This window comes from Phenylobacterium sp. LjRoot225 (assembly GCF_964252855.1).
GTDB lineage: Bacteria > Pseudomonadota > Alphaproteobacteria > Caulobacterales > Caulobacteraceae > Phenylobacterium.
Genome location: NZ_CAXUPL020000003.1, coordinates 524,972 through 541,326 on the forward strand (window position 1 = coordinate 524,972; position 16,355 = coordinate 541,326).

A 16,355-nucleotide genomic window follows, 5' to 3' on the forward strand; every position below is an offset into this window, starting at 1 on the left:
TCATCACCGAAGGGCTGCTGCATGGCCAAGAGCAAGTCCCCCAAGAGCGCCGCGGCGCTCGACCGCTCGCCGAGCCATCTGCTGCACCGGGCGGTGCAACTGGCGCTCGACGTCTACGCCGAGGAGCTCGGCTCGGGGTCGATCACCCAGCGCCAGTTCGCCGTCCTGGCCGCAGCCGCCGAGCATGACGGAGCCACCCAGACGGATCTGGTGCGGATCACCGGCATCGACCGCTCGACCATGGCGGAAATGGCGGCGCGCCTGATCGCCAAGGGGCTGTTGGAACGCCGGCGCTCGCCGTTCGACGCGCGGGCGAATGCAGTCAGCCTGACCGAGGCCGGCCGCGCCATGCTGGAGGATGTCCGGCCGAAGATGACCGCGGCCGACGCCCGGCTGCTCAAGCTGATCTCCGGCGGGGGCCGCCGTCAGACCTTCGTCGGTCTGCTGCAGGACCTGATCGCCGGCGCCGAGGCGCAGGAGCGCAAGCGCGAGAAGGCGGTCGCCAAGCCGGCCAAGACCGCGCGCGTGGTCTCCGTCGAAACCCTGCTGAAGAAGAAAAAGAAGAAGCCGAAGAAGCAGGCCGCTTAGCGGCCTGGCTCAGCGTGCGCTGCGCTTCGGCCAGCTCATGTCCGAACGACGCAGGAACGGCGAGTTCAGCCTGTCGTACGAGGGGGTCGGCAGCCGGCTCAGCATCTGATCGAGCATTTCGCTGGCGTCCAGCGTGGGCGGCGGCTCGTGGTAAAGCTGGCGCCAGAGGGCGGCCGCCTCGGATTCGATCCGCTTCTTGCGGGTGCTCATGGGAACCGTCTCTTGCGTCATGGGCAGGCAAACTCCCGCCATGAAAACCCGTTCCCGATAAAACAAAGTTAAGTTTGAAAGGCTTAGGCGCGGCTTGCGCCGAGGTTCAGACTCGGATGTCGAGAATCGAGCCCGGCCGCAGCGGGCGCGCGCCCGGTTCCGCCGGCATTTGCGCGGCGCCTTGCACGGGCGGGGCGGCGCGCTTCGGCGCTGTCGGCGCGCTGGCCTGAGCGGCGGCGGCGGGCGCCGGGGTCTTGCCCAGGGCGAGGTCGAAGAAGGCCTTCTGGGCCGCGCTGCGCGTAGTCTCCGACGCATTTGGTGCGGCGTTCGGCGAAGCCGCAGGCGGCAGGCTCGGGCGGATCGGGTTCACCGGCGGTCCCCGCAACGTGGTTAACCAGGGCTTACCGTCCGGCTGACACGGTTAGTAAAAGGTTAACGCGCGCGCAGGGCCAGGTCTTCGACGTCGGCGGCCTCGATCGGGCCGGTGTGCTTGTCGAGGATCACCCCGTCGCGGCCGACCAGATAGGTCTCGGGCACGCCGGTCGTCCCGAACTCGACGCCGGCGCGGCCGTCGCGGTCGGTCAGCCGCTGGACGTAGGGGTCGCCCAGTCGGGCCAGGAAGGCTTGCGTCTTCTCCGGAGCGTCCTTGTAGGCGATCCCGACGATGCGGACGCCCTTGGCGGCCAGCGCATTGAGCTGCGGGGCCTCGACCTCGCAGGGGGCGCACCAGGAGGCGAAGAAGTTGACGATCACCGGCCCCTTGGCGGTCAGTTCGCGCAGCCGCACCGGCTGGCCGTCCTCCAGGGCGGGCAGGGTCAGGTCGGGCATCGGCCGGCCGACCAGGGCCCGCGGCTGGACCTGCGGGTCGTGGTTCAGGGCGTAGAGGCCGAACAGGGCGGCGAGCGCGGCCAGCACCACCAGCGGCGCAAGGGACAGCCAGCGGCTCACGGGCGCCGCGCCGCCTCCGCGCGCCGGCGCCAGATGCGGGCGTGGCGCAGGGATTCGATGATCAGGCCGCCGAACACCGCGGCGGTGATGAGGTAGGCCGGCCAGATGTAGGCGGCGTACTTTCCGAAATTCAGATCCGGCATGTGCAGCTCAAGCCCTCGCCGCGCGGAGCGCCGCGGCCTCGGCGCGCCGGCGCCACACCTCGCCGCGGATCCGCACCAGCCACAGCGAGCCGAAGCCCGTCAGATAGGCGAGCATCATCAGATAGAGCGGGGTCGCATAGACTGGCGCCAGCGCGCCCTTGGTGAACATCGAGGAGCCCTGGTGCAGGGTGTTCCACCAGTAAACGCTGAAATGGACAATCGGCAGGTTGACCAGGCCCACCAGCGCCAGGATCGCCGCGGCGCGCGCACCCTTGGTCTCGTCGTCGATCGAGGCCCGGAGCGCCAGATAGGCGATGTAGAAGAGGAAGAGGACCAGCACCGAGGTCAGGCGCGCGTCCCAGACCCACCAGGCGCCCCACATCGGCCGGCCCCACAGCGAGCCGGTGACCAGGGCCAGGAAGGTCACGCCGGCGCCCAGCGGGGCGGCGGCCTGGGCGGCGGCGTCGGCCAGGACGTGGCGGAAGACCAGCGCCAGCAGGCTGGCGATCCCGAGGCAGACATAGACGAACATCGCCATGATCGCGGCCGGCACATGGATGAACATGATCCGGACCGTCGCGCCCTGCTGGTAGTCCTCGGGCGCGGAGAAGCCGAGCCACAGACCCGCCACCGCCAGGGCCACCGCCACGGCGCCCAACAGCGGCGCGGCCCAGCGCGAAAACGCCATGAACCGCTCGGGATTGGCCAGGAAGGCGGGCGCCGGGATCATGTGGCGGGCTTAGCTCCCCGGCCTCGGGCGAGCAAGCGGCCTAGCGCCCAGTCGGAGGCGGCGGCGGCGGCTCACCCATCGGACCCCTCATCGAACCCATGTGGACCCTCATGCCCATGCCGCCGTGCATCATCATCGGCAAGGCGTCGAAGGCCCGCTTCTGGCCGGCGTCGAGCTGGTCGTAGAACTTGCGGACGGCGTCCATCATCGCGGTCGCGGCGGTCTGGTGCTGGGCCATCATCTGCTGCATTCGCGCCAGCCGCTCAGGCGTGGTGCGCGGCATCGGCGCGGACTTGTCCATGCCGCCCCCGCTCACGCCCTTGTGGGCCGCGTCGAGCGCCGCCACGAAGCTCTGCAGCGCCGGTTCCTGGGCGGGACGCAGCTGCAGGAGGTCGCGCAGCCTCCCGGCCCGTTCCGCCGGGCTTGGGGCGTGCGCCGTCATCATCTTGCCGTGGGCCATGTCGCCCCGCCCGTCGCCGGCCATCCCCGGCATGCCCGCCATCGGCTGGGCGAAGGCGGCGGCGCCCATGGCGAGGTAGAGGGCGAAGGCCCCGCCCGCGAAAAGACCCTGAATTCGCTGACGCATGGCGTTCCTCCATTTTTTTCTTGTCGAGACCGCCACGGGCGTCCCCAATTGTGGCGAAACGGCGCCCGAGGCGGGGCGCCGCGCCTTAAGCTTTGGTAAGCCTAGCCTTTGCCGTGGGGTCCGCCCGGACCGCGCTCGGGCCCGTGACCGCGCCCGTGGCCATGGCCCTTGCCGCCGCGCATGCCGCCGGGGCCGTCGTGCAGGGCGTCGAAGGCGCGCTGCTGGGTCGGCGTCAGCTGGGCGTAGAAGCGTTTGACGGCGTCGGCGCGCCGGGCGAACCGCGTCTGGCGCTCGCTCATCCTGGCCTGCATGCGGTCGAGCCGCTGGGGCGTCGGCAGGTTGCGCATCTCATCGTGTTCGTCGCGGCGGCGTTCCCTCGTCCCTGGAGCGGGCTTCATCGAGTCGACCAGGGCGCGCAGGGCGGGCTCCTGGTCGGGGCGCAGCTGCAGCACCGCGCGCAGTCGCTGGGCGTGTTGCTCGGCCATCTTCGCCGGGTCGTGCCGGCGCGCGTCGGCCGGCGCGGGGCCGCCGGGCGGCGGAGCCGGCTGGGCGAGGCTGGCCCCCGCGGCGGAAAGGGCGATCGCGCCCGCGAGCGCCAGCGTGGAGAGTTTCATTGAGAAGTCCTTGTTCGTCGTCCCTCACCCCCTTGCACGCGGGCGCGGCGAAGATCCGTCGCGGCCCGAGGGGCGCCTCAGGACAGACGCCTCAGGACAGGGCGTTGCGGCAGGCCGCGGCCATCGCCAGCGGCCCCAGCGCCACCGCGGCGGCGGCATAGGCGCCCAGGAGGGCGAAGCCGGCCTTCCAGGGCAGGCCGGCGGCCAGGGCGTCGAGCGCGCCGCCGCCGAAGATCACCGGCGGCACGAAGAGCGGCAGGACGATCACCGCCGTGAGCAGGCCGCCGCGCCGCGCGCCCAGGCTCAGCGCCGCCCCGATTCCGCCGAGAAAGGCGAAGGCCAGCCCGCCAAGGAGGGCGCAGGCGAAGATCATCGGGGCCAGCTCGACCTTCGCGCCCAGGCCAAGCGCCGCGATCGGCGCGGCCAGGGCCAAGGGGGCGCCGGCGGCCAGCCACTGGCCCAGGCACTTGGCCGCGCAGCTCAGCTCCAGCGGCGCCGGCGAGAGGACCAGCAAATCGAGCGCCCCGTCCTCGTAATCACGCTCGAACAGCCGTTCGAGCGACAGCAAGCTGGCGAGCGCCAGCGCCACCCAGGCGACGCCGGCGGCCACGGCGGCCAGCCGCTGCGCCTCCGGGCCGATGGCCAGCGGCATCAGGGTCGCCACGCCCGTATAGAAGCCGACGCTGACCAGCGGCCCGCCGCCCCGGCCCCAGGCCAGGGCGGTCTCGCGCGCGACGAGGGCGGAGAGGCGGCTCATCGGAGCGCCTCCGAGCCGGCGCCCGAACGCCCCCTCAGTCGCTTCGCGACAGCTCCCCCGCAAGCGGTGGAGCATCTTCGGCCCAGATCCTCCACCGCGCAGCGGGGGAGGTGGCTCGCGCAGCGAGACGGAGGGGGCGTTCGGGCGCCGGCCGCGATCACGACGCCAGCTCCAGGGCGCGCGAGGCGACCGGCAGGGGGTCGTGGACCGCCGCCAGGATCAGGCCGCCGGTGTCGAGGTGCCGGCGCATGATCTCGCCGAAGCGGGCGCGCCAGCCGGCGTCGAGCGGGCTGAGCGGCTCGTCCAGCAGCCAGAGCGGCCGCGGCGCGGTCAAGAGGCGGGCGAGGGCGAGGCGTCGCCGCTGGCCCGCCGAGAGCCGGCGGATCTCCAGGTCGAGCAGGGGCTCCAGCGACAGGGTCTCGGCCGCCTCGGCCGTCCAGGCCGCGTCGGCGCCGTTCCAGCGGCTCCAGAAGGCGAGTTCTTCGCGCGCCGTCCGCGCCGGTTTCAGCCCGTCCTGGTAACCCTGGAAATGCAGCCCCTCCGCCCGCGCCTGGGCCGGCTCGGTCCCGCCGAAGCCGATCTCGCCGGCCTCGAGGCCCACCAGGCCGGCGACCGCCCGCAGCAGGCTGGTCTTGCCGACTCCGTTCGGTCCGGTCAGCGCGCAGGCCTCGCCGGCCCTGAGCGTCAGGGAGACGTCGGCGAACAGGCGCCGGCCCCCGCGGCGGATGGCGACGTCGGTGAGGTCCAACTGCCCGATCACGGCCAGATCCTGCTTCCAGCCTGACTATGAATCGCGCGTGCATGGACGGGCGGGGGACTCAGGTCTATGAAGCCCGCGGCCGTCGTCGCCCCGGGGGGCGTACGCCGCGCGGGGGCGGAACCTGTGAGTCCGCCTTCAAAAGCGCGCGATCCCCGAAGGCGTCTTTGGACGGCTGGGAACAGAGAGAGGATCCCCCATTATGGCGTCTGCCGACAGCCTGAACACCCGCCGCGAGCTCGTGGTGGGCGATAAGACCTACGCTTACTACAGCCTTCGCGCGGCGGAGGAAGCTGGACTTTCGGGCGTCTCGCGCCTGCCGATCTCGATGAAGGTTCTACTGGAGAACCTGCTGCGCAACGAGGACGGCGACTCGGTCGGCCCCGATGACCTGAAGGCGATCGCCGCCTGGATCGACAACAAGGGCTCCGTCGAGCACGAGATCAGCTTCCGCCCGGCGCGGGTGCTGATGCAGGACTTCACCGGCGTTCCGGCGGTGGTCGACCTCGCCGCCATGCGCGACGCCATGGTGGCGCTGGGCGCCAACCCCGAGAAGATCAACCCGCTGAACCCGGTCGACCTGGTCATCGACCACTCGGTGATGGTCGACTACTTCGGCACCTCCAAGGCCTTCGGCGAGAACGTCGAGCGCGAGTACGAGCGCAACATGGAGCGTTACCGCTTCCTGCGCTGGGGCTCCTCGGCGTTCAACAACTTCCGCGTGGTGCCCCCGGGCACCGGCATCTGCCACCAGGTGAACCTCGAGTATCTCGCCCAGACCGTCTGGACGAATTCGGATGAAGGCCCGACCGTGGCCTATCCGGACACCGTCGTCGGCACCGACAGCCACACCACCATGATCAACGGCCTGGCCGTGCTGGGCTGGGGCGTGGGCGGCATCGAGGCGGAAGCGGCCATGCTCGGCCAGCCGATCCCGATGCTGATCCCGGAAGTCATCGGCTTCCGCCTGGACGGCAAGCTGCCGGAAGGCGCCACCGCCACCGACCTGGTGCTCACCGTCACCCAGATGCTGCGCAAGAAGGGCGTGGTCGGCAAGTTCGTCGAGTTCTACGGCGAGGGCCTCGCCTACCTGACCCTGGAAGACCAGGCGACGATCGCCAACATGGCCCCGGAATACGGCGCCACCTGCGGCTTCTTCCCGGTCACCCGCGCCACCATCGACTTCTTGACCGCCACCGGCCGTGACGCCGACCGCGTCGCCCTGGTCGAGGCCTACGCCAAGGAACAGGGTCTGTGGCGCGAGCCGACCGATCCGGAGCCGGTGTTCACCGACACCCTCGAGCTCGACCTCGCCGGGGTTCTGCCGTCGCTGGCCGGCCCGAAGCGTCCCCAGGACCGGGTGCTGCTGTCGAACGCCGCCGTCGAGTTCAAGCAGGCCCTGGCCGGCGACTTCGGCAAGGCCGACACCGCCAGCCAGCGCTATGTGGTCGAGGGCGAGACCTTCGACGTCGGCCACGGCGACGTGGTCATCGCGGCCATCACCTCCTGCACCAACACGTCCAACCCCAGCGTGCTGATCGCCGCGGGCCTGGTCGCCAAGAAGGCGGTCGAAAAGGGCCTGACCGTGAAGCCGTGGGTGAAGCCCTCGCTGGCCCCCGGATCGCAGGTGGTCACCGACTATCTGAAGGCCGCCGGCCTGACGAAGTCGCTCGACGCGCTCGGCTTCAACCTGGTCGGCTACGGCTGCACCACCTGCATCGGCAACTCCGGCCCGCTGCCCGAGGCGATCTCGGACTCGGTCCAGAAGAATGACCTCGTCGCGGTCAGCGTTCTCTCCGGCAACCGCAACTTCGAAGGCCGGGTGAACCCCGACGTGCGCGCCAACTACCTGGCCTCGCCGCCGCTGGTGGTCGCCTATGCGCTGGCCGGCTCGATGCAGATCGACCTGGTCAACGAGCCGCTCGGCGTGGGCAAGGACGGCGAGCCGGTCTTCCTGAAGGACATCTGGCCGACGAGCGAAGAGGTCGCGACCCTTCAGCGCAAGCACGTGACGAACAAGATGTTCGCCACCCGCTACGCCGACGTCTTCAAGGGCGACAAGAACTGGCAGGGCATCAAGGTCGCCGGCGGCCAGACCTACGCCTGGGACATGGGTTCGACCTACGTTCAGAACCCGCCCTACTTCCAGGACATGCAGATGGAGCCGGCGGCGGTGACGGACATCGTCGAGGCCCGGGTGCTGGGCGTCTTCGGCGACTCGATCACCACCGACCACATCTCCCCGGCCGGCTCGATCAAGTCGACCTCCCCGGCGGGCGTCTATCTGCGTGACCACCAGGTGCCGACCTCGGAGTTCAACTCCTACGGCGCGCGTCGCGGCAACCACGAGATCATGATGCGCGGCACCTTCGCCAACATCCGGATCCGCAACAAGATCACGCCGGAGATCGAAGGCGGCGTGACCAAGCACTTCCCCTCGGGCGACTCCATGTCGATCTACGACGCGGCCATGCGCTACCAGGCGGAAGGCCGGCCGCTGGTGGTCTTTGCGGGCAAGGAATACGGCACCGGTTCGTCGCGCGACTGGGCGGCCAAGGGCACCAAGCTGCTGGGCGTCCGCGCGGTCGTGGCCGAGAGCTTCGAGCGCATCCACCGCTCGAACCTGGTCGGCATGGGCGTGCTGCCCTTACAGTTCACGCAAGAGGGGTGGCATAAACTCGGCCTGACGGGCGAAGAGATCGTCACCATCCGTGGTCTGACGGAGCTCGCGCCCCGCAAGCAGCTGATCGTCGAGATGTACCGTCCGACCGACGGCCGCATCGCCCGCTTCCCGGTCCGTTGCCGGATCGACACCCCGACCGAGCTTGAATACTTCAAGAACGGCGGCGTCCTGAACTACGTCCTGCGCAACCTCGCGCGCCAGGCCTGATCCGAGCCTCTGCGGCCTCCTCCCCCTGAGGGGGAGGAGAGGGTGAAGTTGAAGCTGCGATTCTCCTCCCCCATTGGGGGAGGGGGACCGCGAAGCGGCGGAGGGGGCCTGCCGTGCTCGCTCTCACGCCTTCTTGTGATTTACAGCGCGGGGAACTCCGCTTAAGCCTCGCCACGATGCGGAAGGGCGCGGTCTTCAGTCTTGTTCTGCTTGCCCTCCCGGCGGCCGCGGCGGCGAAGCCGCCGGTGGTGGTGGAGCTGTACACCGCCCAGGGCTGCGCCTCCTGTGGCGAGGCCAACGCCTACGCCGCCAAGCTGGCCGAGCGCCCGGGCGTCCTGGTCCTGACCTTCCCGGTCGACTACTGGGACTACCTCGGCTGGTCCGACACCTTCGCCAAGCCCGAGTACGCCGAGCGCCAGAAGGCCTATGTGGCCAAGCTCGCCCTGCGCGAACCCTACACCCCCCAGGTCATCGTCGACGGCCGCGCCCAGGCGCCGGGCCTGAAGCCGGACCGGGTGGACAAGCTGGTGCGCGAGGCGATCCGCGCCCCGGCCGACCCGCCGCAGATCCGCTTCGTCAACCAGCGCCGCGTCGACGTGGGCACCGGCCGCGCCCAGCGCAGCTCCGCCGAGGTCTGGCTGGTGCGCTACGATCCGCGCGACCAGGAGGTCGTCATCAAGAGCGGCGACAACCGCGGCCAGACAGTGGTGCAGAAGAACGTCGTGCGGGAGATGAAGCGGTTGGGCGGCTGGCGCGGCCGGGCTGTGGCCTACCGCCTGCCCGAGGCCTCGGAAGAGGGGCTGGAGACCGCCATCATCCTGCAGGGGGCCCGCGGCGGGCGCATCCTCGCCGTCGCTCGCGCCAAGAACTGAACCCGGGCGCCCGTCCCGGCTAGCCCAGCCTCCGTTCGCACAGGCCGAAAATACAAGAACCCGCGCGGCTGGAGAGGTCCGCGCGGGCTCAGGTATTGGGCGATCTGTGTGTCGGTCGACCAACCCGCAGGTCCAGGGGGGCTGGGGGGGCTGTTCAGGATCCGGGACCAACGAATGTGGCCAACCGACAGGCAGCATAAGGCCCTCCGCATCAGGCGCGCAGGGGACCGAAATAAGGTCATTTCAGGGCGCGAGATTAATCTCTCTTAACCTGAGGCGCCCCGGGGCCGGGTCTCGCCTTAACGCGCGGATTCGGTTTAGGCTCGACGTCGATGGCTTTCGATCCGTCCTATGCCGCGCCCGGCGGGGCCCGCACCTTCTTCGAGCGTCGCGAACTGGTGCGGCTGCTCAGCCTCTACGGGCGAATGGTGGCGGCGGGCGAGTGGCGTGACTATGCGATCGATGGGCTGCGCGACGTCGCGGTCTTCTCGGTTTTCCGCAGGGCGTCCGAACAGCCCCTCTATCGCATCGAGAAGCGGCCGGCGCTGGCGCGGCGCCAGGGCGCCTGGGCGGTCATCGGCCAGGGCGGCGTCATCCTGCGGCGCGGCCAAGAGCTGGAGCAGGTGCTGCGCGTCTTCGACAAGGGCCGGTTCCGGGTGGTGGATTAGCCCTACCTCCCCCGCGTAGCGGCGGGAGGTACAAAAAACCCCGGCGGTTTCCCGCCGGGGTTTCCGTGTCTGCGATCCTGGTGCGGTTAGCGGCGGCTGCCGGTGAACTGCAGGAGGAATTGGAAGAGGTTGATGAAGTTCAGATAGAGGTTGAGCGCGCCGTAGTTGGTGGCCACCGCCATCGAACCCTGGTCGCCGCCCAGCTCGTAGTAGGTCATCTTCAGGCGCTGGGTGTCGTAGGCGATGAGGCCGGCGAAGATCAGCACGCCCGCCACGTTGATGATGAAGGTCAGGCCGGGCAGTTTCAGGAACATGCCGACCAGCGACGCGAGGATCAGGCCGAACAGGCCCATGGTCAGGAAGCTGCCGAAGCCGGTCAGGTCCTTCTTGGTGGTGTAGCCCACCAGGCTCAGCGCGCCGAACGAGGCGGCGGTGATCAGGAAGGTCGTCGCCACCGAGACGCCGGTGTAGGCCAGGAGCCAGACGCCCAGGCCCGCGCCGATGCCCGAAACCACCGACCAGTAGACGATGCCGGCCGCGCGCGGGCTCGGGTTGCGGATGAACATGGCCCCCAGCAGCACCGCCAGCGGGGCGAAGCGGATGATCGTGCCGAGCGGGGTGAAGCCGGCCAAGCGCCCCTCGGGCGTCATGACGTAGAGCAGTTGCTGGACCGGGGCGAAGTCGGCCGTCACCCAGGCCAGAGCTGCGGAAAGGACGAGGCCCAGCGCCATCTTGTTGTAGACGCCGAGCATGAAGCTGCGAAGTCCCGCGTCCACCGACATGTCGGCGCGATCGACCGGGATCGTGCGCGTGTAGCCGCGGTTGAAGTCGCTCATCTGAGGCAAAGCCCTTGGCTGGCGCCCCCTGTTGGACGCCCCCGAAATATCGTGCGCCCGAGCGGCCGACGCAAGGCCCTACAGATTAAGGGGAATTAACCCTCGCGGCGCGAGGTGTCGGCGGCCGCGCCTGCGGCCGCCGACCGTGGCGAGCCGCGACGGCGCGCGCTAGGTTCGCGACATGATCCGCCTGTTCGCCGCCGTTCCCGTGCCCGACGAGATCGTCCCCGCCCTGGCGCGCCGTCAGACCGGCCTGGAGGGCGCGCGCTGGCGCACGGCCGCCCAGCTGCACCTGACCCTGCGGTTCTTCGGCGAGGTGCGGGAGGATCTGGCCCGCGACCTCGACCTCGAGCTATCGACCCTCGGCGGCGGGCCGTTCGAGATCGTGCTGGAGGGCGTGGGGGCCTTCGGCGAAGGCGGCGACGTCAACACGATCTGGGCCGGCGTCGCCGAGAACGCGCAGCTGCGGCGGCTGGCCAAGGCCTGCGAGGCCGCCGCCCGGCGCGTCGGCCTGAAGCCCGACAAGCGCCACTACCGGCCCCACGTCACCCTGGCCTATCTGCGCCATCCGGCGCCGGCCGAGGTCGCCGCCTGGATCCAGGCCAACAACCTCCTGAAGTCTCCGCCGGTCTGGGTCGACCGCTTCGGCCTCTACTCCAGCTTCCTGGGCGGCGAGGGCGCGCTGTACCGGCTGGAGGCGGAGTATGCCTTATAACTCCCTCCCTTAATGGGGAGGGAGGGCGCTCAAGCCTCCACGGCGTAATCCTTGAGGACGCCCAGCGGGACGATGGCCAGGGTCTCCTCGTGGGTGGCCTCCAGCACCAGCTGGGGCGCGGCGCCGGCGTCGAGAGCTTCCTTCCAGCGCGGGGCGCACAGGCACCAGCGGTCGCCGGGCTTCAGGCCCGCGAAGCCATATTCGGGCATGGGCGTCGACAGGTCGTTGCCGGCCAACTTGGAGTAGGCGAGGAACTCGGCCGTCATCACCGCGCAGACGGTGTGCATGCCGAGATCCTCGTGGCTGGTCTCGCAACAGCCGTTGCGAAAGAAGCCGGTGATCGGTTCGAGGGAGCAGGCCTGCAGCTCGCCGCCAAGGACGTTCTTCGCGCCGGCATCATAACGGGTGGTCATGGTCTCATTCTAATCGCTAAGAGGGGGCGTCCGCCACCTGCCCAGGAGGGCCCGTCCCGATGACCGCCAACCGTCCGCGCCGTAGCGCCCTTTATATGCCCGCTTCCAACGCGCGCGCCATCGAGAAGGCCAAGACGCTGGCCTGCGACGTCGTGATCCTCGACCTGGAGGACGCGGTCGCGCCCGAGGCCAAGGCCGAAGCCCGCCAGCTGGCGGTCGAGGCGGTGAAGGCCGGCGGCTTTGGCGCGCGCGAGGTGGTGATCCGGATCAACGGCCGCGACACGCCCTGGGGCGCCGCCGACCTGGGCGCCGCGGCCGCGGCTGGCGCCGACGCGGTGCTGGTCCCCAAGGTGGCGAGCCCCGACGACCTCGCCCACTACGCCGCGCCGTTGCAGGGGAAGACCCGGCTCTGGGCGATGATCGAGACCTGCGCCGCCATCTTCGCCCTGGATGCGCTGGGCCGCGCCGCGCCCTCGGCGAAGAACGACGTCTGGATCGTCGGCTCCAACGACCTGGTCAAGGAGATGCGCTGCCGGGCGCGGCCTGACCGGGCGCCGCTCGTCCCGGCCCTGTCGCTGGCGGTGATGGCCGCCCACGCCAACGGCGTGGCCATCCTCGACGGCGTCTACAACGACATCCCCAACCTCGAGGGCCTGGCGCGCGAGTGCGAGCAGGGCCTCGACCTCGGCATGGACGGCAAGAGCCTGATCCATCCGACGCATCTGGAGGCCGCCAACCGCGCCTTCACGCCCACTGCTGAGGGTGTGGCCTGGGCGCGCACGGTCGCATCGGCGTTTGCGGCGCCCGAAAACACTGGCAAGGGCGTTCTTAAGGTGGACGGCAAGATGGTGGAGCGTCTTCACCTGGCCGAGGCCGAGCGGCTGATCGCCATTTCGGAGGCGATCGCCGCTTTGCAAGGGTGACGGGGCAAGAGTGAAGCGATGAAGCGAGCGTTCGCGGGGATCTGGCTGGCTCTGGCGGTTGCGGGAGGGCCTGCAGCCTTCGCCCAGACCAATCCCCCGTCAGCCATTCCGCCCCTGCCGGTCGTGGTTCCGGGCCCGCCCGGCCCGCATGTCGAGTCCCCCGGGAAGCTGCCCGAGCCGCCGAAGACCGTGCCGGACCTGGCCTACGATTCCCGGATCATCTCCTCCGCGGCTTCGGCCGAGCAGTTCCAGGGCCCGCTCGACGGCGGCTGGACGCTGGCGAGGAAGAAGAAGGATCTCTACGCCCTCCAGCTGGTCGACAAGCAGACCGCTGTGGAGGGCGCCTGGCGCGACCCGCGCAGATCTGGCGACCCGTCGGCCTCCGGGGTGCTCGAGATGGTCCAGCGGGCGCCGCCAGGATTGTTGATCCGTTTCACGCCGACCGGCCAGGCCCCGGTGACCGTCAGGCTGCGTCCCGACCTCCATGGCGAGCTGGAGCAGGACGGAAAGCGGACGAAGGTGACGCTGCGGCGGATGCCGAAGGTCGCAGCGGCGAGGTCCCTCCCCTGAGGCGAAGGCGCCTCGAATCGCGTCGCCGTCGCAGATCAGGCTTCGCCGACCTCGCGGAGCGATGAAATCGGGGGGGAGGGCGTGCTACGGAGTCATTCGAGCTTCGCGCAACCTCGTGTCCTCGGGCCCGGAGTCGTCGTTGCGGGCCGAAGGTTCCGAGGGGCCGCCGTTCGAGCCTTGCGTCGGCGCGCTTCGCCTTGGGTCAGGGCTCAGCCCAGGAGCCCAACGGCGCGGTTGCGAGTGTTTGTAGCTTCTCGCAATCCGGATAGTCAGTCACTAGGGGATGGGTAAGGCCATGCGTTACAGAATTCTAGACGGCTTTCGAGGATTTTTCCTAGTTTTCATGGTCATCGTCCATTCCAACCTGACGCTGAATGCGGCCCTCGGTAGGTTCAATCATCACTATTTCGGCTGGGTAGAGGACGCTCAGGGATTCATATTTCTATCCGGTCTCGTCGTCGGGCTTGTCTACGGCGGGATCCTCGACAAAAAAGGCCCATCCGCTCTATGGAAGGCGGTATTCAAGCGATGTGGTGAGATATACAAATACCACATTGCATTGATATTGCTGTTTTTACTCGGGGCTCTAACGGTCTTCTCTAATGCCGATGTTCTCAAGAGCTACGCTACGGAGCCGGCGTATTTTACGCTTGCTAGCGCCACGCTGATCAGCGCCTCTATGCACATGGGCATTCTGCCAATGTACATCTACTTTTTTATGGCGACGCCTCTCTTCCTCATGGCGTTCAAGCGCGGATACATCGCCCCTGTCGTGATTGTGTCCTTGAGTCTGTGGATCTTCGCCCAGACGGGGATGCTGGAGACGATCCAGCGCGCCTTGGAGGCCTTCGTCGCCCACTACGGCGTCAAGATGAAGTTCTCGATCTTCTTCAACATCTTTGGCTGGCAAGTCCTATTCACAATGGGTCTGTTTGTCGGCTACAGGCTCGCGAATGGAAAACTGAACCTCGACTGGCTTAAGCAGCCGCAATGGACGTTTGCGGCCTATATCGGCATGGCGACCATCGTCGCACTCGGGATTTTCGACCGGATCATCTTCAACGAACTGATTTCGCCGGGCTTTTCGGCGGCCTTCCTGGCGCGGACCGACCGGGGGGTGTTCGCCGACATCTACTTCGTGGCGTTCCTGGCGGACCTCTTCGTCGTGACCTGGCTTCTGGTCGCCGGGATCAATTCGCCCGTGCGGCTCATCCGGGGCGCTGCACGCGTGGTTCATTCGGTCTTCAGCCATAAGGCGCTGGTGTTCCTGGGGCAGCATTCGCTGCAGGTGTTCGCCTTTCACATGCTGGTGGTCTACGGCATCGACATTGCGTTCAAGGGGCGCCCGCCCGCTCCCCTGCTTGCGAACGGCCTGCTCATCCTGTGCGTTCTTTCACTCTACATTCCCGCGTGGCTGCATGCTCAGGTCCAGCGTCGCGAGAAGGCGAAAAAAGCCGCAGCCAAACAGGCGGGAGCGCTGGCGACGGCGCCGCTTGCTTCGGTTGATTGAACGGCGCCCTGTCTCGTTAGAGGCCAAGGGCGGTTTTCGCCGCTCCGACGGCCGTCGCCAGCGCGTTGGCCGCATAGGGCTGCGCCGTCCCATGCCCCCAGACCGGCCCTGGCCAGGCCGCGTCGTCCGGGCGGCGGCCGACCACGTGGACATGCAGCTGCGGGGTGACGTTGCCGAGCTGGCCGACGTTGAGCTTGGCGACGGGCCGGCCGAGGGCGGCGCCTGCCGCGCGCACCGCCGCCCCGGCGGCGAGGATCTCGTCCATCAGCCGGACGCGCTGGTCCGGGGCCAGGTCCTCCAGCTCGCGGGCGTCCGCCATCCGGGGCAGCAGCACGATCCAGGCATAGCGCGCGTCGGCCTGCAGCCGGGCGTGACAGAGCGCCAGATCGCCGAGCGCTTCGGAGGTGGCGAGGAAGGCGGGATCGAGCTGGAACATGCCTCGCTCTCACCACGCTTATGCAGAAGAGCCAAGCAGCCTTGCGAATCACCCGCCTGCGGCATTGCGGCATGGCCGCGTGTGAGCTACGGGACCCGCCGACCGCATCGGCGGCCCATCCATTCAAGCTACTGGAGCAGCACCCATGGCGACCAAGAAGCCGATCCGCGTCGCGGTGACCGGCCCCGCCGGCAACATCGGTTACGCCCTTCTCTTCCGTATCGCGTCGGGCGCCATGCTGGGCGCCGACCAGCCGATCATCCTGCAGCTGCTCGAAATCCCGACCGAAGGCGCCCAGAAGGCGCTGAAGGGCGTGGCGATGGAGCTGGAGGACTGCGCCTTCCCGCTGCTGCAGGACATGATCCTGACCGACGACGCCAACGTCGCCTTCAAGGACGCCAACTGGTGCGTGCTGGTCGGCTCCAAGCCGCGCGGCCCCGGCATGGAGCGCGCCGACCTCTTGAAGGATAACGGCAAGATCTTCATCGCCCAGGGCCGGGCGATCGACGCCGTGGCCGCTGACGACGCCCGCGTCGCGGTGGTCGGCAACCCCTGCAACACGAATGTGATGATCGCCGCCAGCCAGGCCAAGCGCCTGGCCCCCGACCGGTTCACCGCCATGGTGCGCCTGGACGAGAACCGCGGCCGCGCCCAGCTGGCGAAGAAGGCCGGCGTCTCGATCAACGACGTCAGCGAGCTGTTCATCTACGGCAACCACTCGCCGACGATGTTCGCCGACTTCACCCACGCCAAGATCGGCGGCAAGTCGGCCGCCGAGGTGATCGGCGACGAAGCCTGGTTGAAGAACGACTACCTGCCGACGGTCGGCAAGCGCGGCGCGGCGATCATCGACGCCCGCGGCCAGAGCTCGGCGGCCTCGGCGGCCAACGCCCTGGTCGACCACGTCCGCGACCTGGTCACCCCGGGCGCGATCCACTCGGTGGGGATCAACTCGGAAGGCCGCTACGGCTTCTCCGAAGGGGTCTGGGCCGGCATGCCGGTGAAGACCACCGCGCCGGGCGCGTATGAAGTCATCACCAGCTACGAGATGGACGACTTCGCCAAGAGCAAGATCGCCATCACCAATGACGAGCTGGTCGGCGAGCGCGACACCGTGAAGGACATGCTGGGCTAAGGCCTGGGCGAACTGCTCCCCCGCTTGCAGGGGGAGCTGGCAGCTTGAAGGGGC

General features: G+C 69.0%; 21 protein-coding genes. 9 read left to right on the forward strand and 12 right to left on the reverse strand.

What is annotated here, in order from left to right:
- Positions 1-21 precede the first annotated feature (21 nt).
- A complete protein-coding gene (locus tag ACSQ2B_RS17685; protein ID WP_436051837.1) occupies positions 22-588 on the forward strand; it encodes a MarR family winged helix-turn-helix transcriptional regulator in 567 nt (188 codons plus the stop codon).
- A 9-nt stretch (positions 589-597) separates the two neighbouring features.
- On the opposite strand, the gene ACSQ2B_RS17690 is transcribed toward ACSQ2B_RS17685, so the two are convergent.
- From ACSQ2B_RS17690 to ccmA, 9 genes are all read right to left on the reverse strand, one after another.
- Positions 598-798, reverse strand: a complete 201-nt coding sequence (locus tag ACSQ2B_RS17690) for a hypothetical protein (RefSeq protein WP_436051839.1) — start codon at positions 796-798, stop codon at positions 598-600.
- 106 nt (positions 799-904) lie between these two features.
- The gene (locus ACSQ2B_RS17695; protein ID WP_436051840.1) at positions 905-1,168 is read right to left on the reverse strand and encodes a hypothetical protein; all 264 of its coding nucleotides are present in this window, start codon (positions 1,166-1,168) and stop codon (positions 905-907) included.
- 62 nt (positions 1,169-1,230) lie between these two features.
- Positions 1,231-1,746, reverse strand: a complete 516-nt coding sequence (locus ACSQ2B_RS17700; RefSeq protein WP_436051842.1) for a DsbE family thiol:disulfide interchange protein — start codon at positions 1,744-1,746, stop codon at positions 1,231-1,233.
- Positions 1,743-1,889, reverse strand: coding sequence for a heme exporter protein CcmD (ccmD, locus tag ACSQ2B_RS17705; protein WP_436051844.1), 147 nt, complete (start codon positions 1,887-1,889; stop codon positions 1,743-1,745). The genes ACSQ2B_RS17700 and ccmD overlap by 4 nt, the downstream gene beginning before the upstream one ends.
- Before the next feature lie 7 nt (positions 1,890-1,896).
- Positions 1,897-2,619, reverse strand: a complete 723-nt coding sequence (gene ccmC, locus ACSQ2B_RS17710; RefSeq protein ID WP_436051846.1) for a heme ABC transporter permease CcmC — start codon at positions 2,617-2,619, stop codon at positions 1,897-1,899.
- A gap of 40 nt (positions 2,620-2,659) precedes the next feature.
- Positions 2,660-3,205, reverse strand: a complete 546-nt coding sequence (locus ACSQ2B_RS17715; RefSeq protein WP_436051848.1) for a Spy/CpxP family protein refolding chaperone — start codon at positions 3,203-3,205, stop codon at positions 2,660-2,662.
- A gap of 101 nt (positions 3,206-3,306) precedes the next feature.
- Positions 3,307-3,819, reverse strand: coding sequence for a Spy/CpxP family protein refolding chaperone (locus tag ACSQ2B_RS17720; RefSeq protein WP_436051850.1), 513 nt, complete (start codon positions 3,817-3,819; stop codon positions 3,307-3,309).
- Positions 3,820-3,910: 91 nt separating this feature from the next.
- A complete protein-coding gene (gene ccmB / locus ACSQ2B_RS17725; protein ID WP_436051852.1) occupies positions 3,911-4,576 on the reverse strand; it encodes a heme exporter protein CcmB in 666 nt (221 codons plus the stop codon).
- 157 nt (positions 4,577-4,733) lie between these two features.
- Positions 4,734-5,336 (reverse strand): heme ABC exporter ATP-binding protein CcmA, encoded by a 603-nt coding sequence (ccmA, locus tag ACSQ2B_RS17730; protein WP_436051853.1) that lies wholly within the window; start codon positions 5,334-5,336, stop codon positions 4,734-4,736.
- 199 nt (positions 5,337-5,535) lie between these two features.
- On the opposite strand from ccmA, the gene acnA reads away from it, so the two are divergent.
- The 3 genes from acnA to ACSQ2B_RS17745 all read left to right on the forward strand — a co-directional run bounded on the left by acnA (position 5,536) and on the right by ACSQ2B_RS17745 (position 9,763).
- The gene (acnA, locus tag ACSQ2B_RS17735) at positions 5,536-8,223 is read left to right on the forward strand and encodes an aconitate hydratase AcnA (protein ID WP_436051855.1); all 2,688 of its coding nucleotides are present in this window, start codon (positions 5,536-5,538) and stop codon (positions 8,221-8,223) included.
- A 176-nt stretch (positions 8,224-8,399) separates the two neighbouring features.
- Positions 8,400-9,095: a DUF1223 domain-containing protein gene (locus tag ACSQ2B_RS17740; protein ID WP_436051857.1), complete on the forward strand. Its 696-nt coding sequence runs from the start codon at positions 8,400-8,402 to the stop codon at positions 9,093-9,095.
- 332 nt (positions 9,096-9,427) lie between these two features.
- Positions 9,428-9,763 carry a DUF2794 domain-containing protein gene (locus ACSQ2B_RS17745; protein WP_436051859.1) on the forward strand — a complete coding sequence of 112 codons (336 nt, stop codon included), beginning with the start codon at positions 9,428-9,430 and terminating at the stop codon, positions 9,761-9,763.
- An 86-nt stretch (positions 9,764-9,849) separates the two neighbouring features.
- Here ACSQ2B_RS17745 and ACSQ2B_RS17750 read toward each other — a convergent pair whose 3' ends face one another.
- Entirely contained in the window at positions 9,850-10,599 is a 750-nt protein-coding gene (locus tag ACSQ2B_RS17750) for a Bax inhibitor-1/YccA family protein (protein WP_436051861.1), read from the reverse strand.
- Between the two features lie 181 nt (positions 10,600-10,780).
- Between ACSQ2B_RS17750 and thpR the strand changes: the two genes are divergently transcribed.
- Entirely contained in the window at positions 10,781-11,314 is a 534-nt protein-coding gene (thpR, locus tag ACSQ2B_RS17755) for an RNA 2',3'-cyclic phosphodiesterase (RefSeq protein WP_436051863.1), read from the forward strand.
- A gap of 29 nt (positions 11,315-11,343) precedes the next feature.
- On the opposite strand, the gene ACSQ2B_RS17760 is transcribed toward thpR, so the two are convergent.
- The gene (locus ACSQ2B_RS17760) at positions 11,344-11,727 is read right to left on the reverse strand and encodes a DUF2237 family protein (protein WP_436051865.1); all 384 of its coding nucleotides are present in this window, start codon (positions 11,725-11,727) and stop codon (positions 11,344-11,346) included.
- A gap of 59 nt (positions 11,728-11,786) precedes the next feature.
- Between ACSQ2B_RS17760 and ACSQ2B_RS17765 the strand changes: the two genes are divergently transcribed.
- The 3 genes from ACSQ2B_RS17765 to opgC all read left to right on the forward strand — a co-directional run bounded on the left by ACSQ2B_RS17765 (position 11,787) and on the right by opgC (position 14,730).
- Complete coding sequence (locus tag ACSQ2B_RS17765) at positions 11,787-12,650, forward strand: HpcH/HpaI aldolase/citrate lyase family protein (RefSeq protein WP_436051867.1); 864 nt, start codon at positions 11,787-11,789, stop codon at positions 12,648-12,650.
- Between the two features lie 18 nt (positions 12,651-12,668).
- A complete protein-coding gene (locus ACSQ2B_RS17770; RefSeq protein ID WP_436051869.1) occupies positions 12,669-13,220 on the forward strand; it encodes a hypothetical protein in 552 nt (183 codons plus the stop codon).
- Positions 13,221-13,515: 295 nt separating this feature from the next.
- A complete protein-coding gene (opgC, locus tag ACSQ2B_RS17775) occupies positions 13,516-14,730 on the forward strand; it encodes an OpgC domain-containing protein (RefSeq protein ID WP_436051871.1) in 1,215 nt (404 codons plus the stop codon).
- Between the two features lie 16 nt (positions 14,731-14,746).
- Here opgC and ACSQ2B_RS17780 read toward each other — a convergent pair whose 3' ends face one another.
- On the reverse strand, positions 14,747-15,166 hold the full coding sequence (locus ACSQ2B_RS17780; RefSeq protein WP_436051873.1) for an HIT domain-containing protein: 420 nt from the start codon (positions 15,164-15,166) through the stop codon (positions 14,747-14,749).
- Positions 15,167-15,311: 145 nt separating this feature from the next.
- On the opposite strand from ACSQ2B_RS17780, the gene ACSQ2B_RS17785 reads away from it, so the two are divergent.
- Complete coding sequence (locus ACSQ2B_RS17785; protein WP_436051875.1) at positions 15,312-16,301, forward strand: malate dehydrogenase; 990 nt, start codon at positions 15,312-15,314, stop codon at positions 16,299-16,301.
- The last annotated feature ends 54 nt before the right edge of the window (positions 16,302-16,355 follow it).